This is a genomic window from Streptomyces sp. NPDC058525, from assembly GCF_042719495.1.
Taxonomy (GTDB): Bacteria; Actinomycetota; Actinomycetes; order Streptomycetales; family Streptomycetaceae; genus Streptomyces.
Genome location: NZ_JBHXNP010000198.1, coordinates 1 through 4951, shown reverse-complemented (window position 1 = coordinate 4951; position 4951 = coordinate 1). Strand labels below are relative to the sequence as shown.

3 protein-coding genes and 1 pseudogene are annotated in these 4951 nt (G+C 68.2%); all 4 read left to right on the top strand.

Annotation, left to right across the window (positions count from 1 at the left end; genetic code table 11):
* Positions 1 to 317: pseudogene (locus tag ACFWP3_RS41555) on the top strand (hypothetical protein); the annotation flags it as partial.
* Between the two features lie 89 nt (positions 318 to 406).
* Positions 407 to 2233, top strand: a complete 1827-nt coding sequence (locus ACFWP3_RS41550; RefSeq protein WP_384232126.1) for a hypothetical protein — start codon at positions 407 to 409, stop codon at positions 2231 to 2233.
* Entirely contained in the window at positions 2230 to 4392 is a 2163-nt protein-coding gene (locus ACFWP3_RS41545; RefSeq protein ID WP_384232124.1) for a hypothetical protein, read from the top strand. The genes ACFWP3_RS41550 and ACFWP3_RS41545 overlap by 4 nt, the downstream gene beginning before the upstream one ends.
* The gene (locus tag ACFWP3_RS41540) at positions 4389 to 4808 is read left to right on the top strand and encodes a hypothetical protein (protein ID WP_384232121.1); all 420 of its coding nucleotides are present in this window, start codon (positions 4389 to 4391) and stop codon (positions 4806 to 4808) included. Before ACFWP3_RS41545 ends, ACFWP3_RS41540 begins: the two co-directional genes overlap by 4 nt.
* Positions 4809 to 4951 lie beyond the last annotated feature (143 nt).

Sequence of the window (4951 nt, the reverse complement as noted above, 5' to 3'; positions counted from 1 at the left end):
GCCATTCCTTCGCCTTGAAGTGGTACGCGATCGGGAAGCTGGTGCACGCCGCCCGTCTGGGGCACCTGGACGCGGACGAGCGCAAGGACTTCCGCGAACAGTTCGGCGACACCTGGCACCTGGTCCAGACGATGCTCGGGCACCGCAGCGTCGAGACGACGAAGGAGGTCTACCTGGAGCCGTTTCGGACGCTGGAGGTCGAGATGCTCCTCGCGCACGCGGACGGGTTCCCCATCGAGACGTTCATGGCGAAGGCGTTCGCCGGGCATCCCCGGGTCCGCACGGATCCGCTGGCAGTGCTGGAGGTGGCTTCGTGAGCGGGCGGGGCCGCCGGGCGGCTCTTCCGGCGGCCGGGGCGGGAACACGACGTGGTGTGTTGCCGACACCGGCTGGGGAGCCGCTGGTGGTGAGGTGCTTCAGCCAGGACGGCACAGAGCACCAGGACTTCGACTTCACCCGCCTGTCCTCCCCGCCGGCCCTGAGGGACTCGCTGGTGGCGGGCTTCGAACGGCGCACCAGGCCGGGTGGTGGACTCGCCTCGCTTCGCAGCGTTGAGCACGCCTACCGGACAGTGGTCCAGTTCGACCGCTACATGGACACGCTCGCGCATCGGCCGCGCTCGATGGAACAGGTGGCTCCCGGGCACTTCGACGGGTTCTACGAGCACCGCCGGCAGATCGGAACTACAGCGGCCTGGGATCTGGCGGCGTTACGGCTGGCCCTGCTCAGGGCGGACGGTCTCAGCGAGGCTTTGGCCGCGAGACTGGCCGGGCCGATGCCCAAGCGGCACATCTACCCGGGCCAGAACAGCTACAGCAGGGCAGAGTTCAAGCGGATCGCGGACGCCATGAGGGTGGTGTTGCGGGCGGCGGCCTCCCGCATCCGGGAGAACCGGGAGGTCCTGCGGCGGTTCCGTGAGGGCGAGCTGGTCCCCGGCCGCGACCGGAACTTGGTCCGCAGGCTGGAGCTCCTGGAGCACGTCGACCGCTTCGCCGATGTTCCCCGCCGGGTTTCGACGGGCGGCTGGAAGCCCGGATCGCTCACGCCATATCCGTGGGTGACGGTTCGGGGGCCGGTGAAGGAGATCGTCTCCTGGCTGCACATGACGGTTGATGAGCTGGCGGCCGCTGCGGTGCTGCTGGCGGTGATGACGGGCGAGAACGCCTCGGTGATCTTCAATACTCCGGCGGTCCATCATCGCGCTGACGGGCACAGCGGGGCTCCGGCCACGGCCATCGTGGATCTCGTCAAGCCCCGCCGGGGCCGGCGGGCCCACATGAACCTGGCCCTGAGCGAGGTCCCGGACTGGATCAGCATCCCCGAAGACCCGGCAGGAATCTCGGCCCGGGACGAGCTCCACACGGCGTTCGGGCTCTATGCCCTGCTGCACGAGCTCACTGCCCGGTCTCGGGAGATGGCGGGCGGGAACCGACTGCTGGTCGGGCATTTCGTGAAGGGTGGCCGCGGCATCGGCCGGGGTGTTCGGGCCATGGCCAATGAGCACTGGCACTTCACCGAGCTGGCCAAGCGGTTCGCTCTGATGAACGATCCGGAGATCGGTGCCGACGGGGAGCCGCTGCCGGCGACTCCGCTGGTCCTGCGGCTGGACCGGCTGCGGATGACCTACATCGAGCTCCACCAGAAGCCCGTCGCGCACACCGAGCGGACAGCGGCGGGCACCTACCTGGCCCGAAACCGGGGAAACATCACCGAGTACCGCACGGTGGTCGCCGAGACCCTGGACGCGGAGGTCGCCAAGGCCCGCACCCGCACGGTGGTCTCGTCGATGTCCCGGGCGGATATCGAGCGGGCCCGCACCGATCTGGAGGCGGTCGCCGCCGAGCAGGGGGTCGAGCCGGCGACGCTGCGGCGGATGCTCGCGGGGGAACTCGACACGGTGTTGGCGGCCTGCACCGACAACACCAACGGCCCGCACACGCCGCCGGGGGAGCCGTGCCGGGCCTCTTTCATGCTCTGCCTGGGCTGCGAATGCGCCAGGGCCCTGCCCCGGCATCTCCCGCTCCAGGTGATCGTCCACGACCGCCTGGCGGCCAGACGCGAGGAGATGGACACCCTTCGGTGGGCTCAGCGGTTCGCTGGCCCTCATGCCCAGCTGGCCGACCTCCTCGACCAGCATGACGAGGCCGCCGTCGCTGATGCCCGCCGGCAGGCCGGTGAGGCAGACAGGGCTCTTGCCGACCGTTTCCTGAACCGGGAGCTCGACCTGCGATGACGTTGCCCGAGCCCACCCTCACCCAGGATCTGGATGCCGTTCCCGAGGGGACCCGGTGGCCCGAGGCGGACACGCTGGTGCTGCTGAGCCGCGATCTGAGGCCCGACACCGACCACGCACGCCTTTCCCGCTTCGCCGATGACCGCTGGGACCTCAACCCGGCGATCTTCGAGGACCACAAACGCTCGACCAGCCTGAACTTTGAGCTCATGCCCGGCCCGCTGCGGCAGGCTGCGAAGCACTACATCTGGCAGCTGATCAACCACGACAGACCCAAGTCGGTACGGGGCCGGACCCCGCGGCAGTCGATGGTCAGCATCGGGATCTTGTTCACGGCTCCGTTGCAGGCGGTCCTCACCTGGTTCGCCGCTCATGGAGTGCGGCAGTTCTGTGAGATCACCCCCGTCTTGCTCGACGACTACCTAGAGGCGCTGAGAGAGGACGAGGTCAGCGTTGACCGCCGCTATCGGCGGATCACCGAAGTCCGCCGGCTCTGGGCCTACCGTGATGTCCTGCCGCCCTCGATGCGGCTTCCGGATGCCCCGCCCTGGGGCGGGGAGGACACCAAGGACCTTCTGGGCCGCACCCGCGGTGACAGGGAGAACCTCACCCCCAGGATCGGGGAAGCGCGGATGCAGACGCTGCTGCACTGGGCGGTCCGGTTCGTCGAGGATTTCTCGCAGGACATCCTGGCCGCACATACAGAGCAGCTGGAGCGGCACAGTCGTACGCCCGAGATGCGGCGACGGTCCGGGACACAGGGACAGGGCCGTCACCAGAAGGGCGAGCTGAGGGCGAAAGTGGCCGCCTACCTCGAAGATCTGCGCGAGCGAGGACAGCCTCTTCCCGGGAGGCGTTGCGACGACGGCCGGATCGAGGTCCGCTGGCGGCACATCGCGGCGATCTTGAACTGTTCGACGTCGATCCAGCACACGTTTACCGGACAGATGATCACCGAGTCGGGTCTGCCTCTCTCCGCGGACACCTTCCTCGACGCCCCCATCACCGGTCTCCTGGACGGATTGCCTTGGCGGGAGCGACCCGTCACCCGGGCCGAGGCGCCGCGGCTGGCTCGCCTTCTCAGCTCGGCATGCTTCATCGTCGTCGCCTACCTCAGCGGCGCGAGAGTCGGGGAAGTCCTCAACCTCCGCCGCGGCTGCGTCAGGCACGACAAGGCCACCGGCCTCTGGCTGATGGAAGGGCTCTACTTCAAAGGCGTCGAGGACGAGGACGGAAACAAGATCCCGGCAGGCCAGATCCGCCCCGACCCATGGGTGGTCATCGAGGTGGTCGCCCAAGCCGTCGGCGTGCTGGAGCGGCTCCACCCCAGCCCCCTGCTCTTCCCGAAAAAGATCGAACCTCACCATCTCGGCTGGAAGGTGAGTAAACGCCGTGGTCAGGCCCGCAGTGACCGCGCGATGGCCGGTGACCTGGAAGGGCTCGTCAGCTGGATCAACGACGAGTGCGGCCGGCTCGGACGCACCGACCACATCCCGGATGACGGACGGGGACCCCTGGCGCCCAGCCGGTTCCGTCGCACGTTGGCTTGGTTCATCCGCCGGCGCCCCCGCGGACTGATCGCCGCGACGGTTCAGTACGGTCACGCCCACACCCGGATGCTCCAGGGTTACGCCGGCACCTACGACTCCGGATTTCCCGACGAGTACGCCTTCGAGGACTGGCTCTTCCGCATCGAGGGCCTGGCCGAGGACGAACGGGAACTGCTGGCCGGGGAACACGTCAGCGGCCCGGCCGCCGACACCTACCGCTCCCGCGTCACCGCCGCGAACCGCGAGTTCGCCGGCCGGGTCCTGGCAAGAGACCGGCAAGCCCGGGACCTGCTCGGCAACCCCTTGCTCCAGATTCACCACGGCGAGGGCATGACCTGCGTCTTCGACCCCACGACAGCCGCCTGCCAGATCCGCGGCACCGCCGAGGACCCGATGGTCACCCCGGACACCGACGACTGCCGGCCCAAGTGCCCCAACCTGGCCCGCACCGACCGCGACATCGAATACGTCCGGCGCCAGGCCAAGCACTTCGAGGACCTCGTGGCGGATCCCCTGGCCCCACCGATCCGTCACGAACGCGAGCGACACGAACTCACCCGCCTGAAGTCGATCATCGACATCCACGACCAGGGACACATCCGACCATGACCACCTTCCCCTTCGACCACGAGACCGACCCAGGCCGCAGGGCCATCCTGGCCGCGATGAACCGGCTCTTCGCCGGGACCCCACAACGATCCACCGGGCGTCTCAACGTCTCCCAGCTGGCCATCGAGGCCGGAGTCAAACGCTGGCAGCTGACCCACCAGCACACCGATCTCAAGGACCTCTTCCAAGCCCGAGCCGAGGAGCACGAAACCCACAGGACAGCGCAGGTCCGAGCTGCGGACGAGTTCGTCGAACTGAAAAAGAAGCACGCTGACCTGCAAGCGCACTGCCGATCCCTGGAGGAGCGACTCGGTATCTATGCCACGGCCCTGCACCTCATCACGCTGGAGAACGCGGCTCTCGCCGAGCGCGGTGACCAGGCCGCGAAGGTCCGCCCGCTGGTTCGCCAGCGCTGAAGACCGTTCTCCCCGACTCGCTGACACCCAGGCGTTCGAGGGCAACAGTCCTGTTGCCTCCCTTGCCCTTCAGCTGCATACGGTGATCTGGGCAAAGGCGGGAAGTCTCTGTCGAATCCGAAGCGCCACACTGGCGGGAGAAC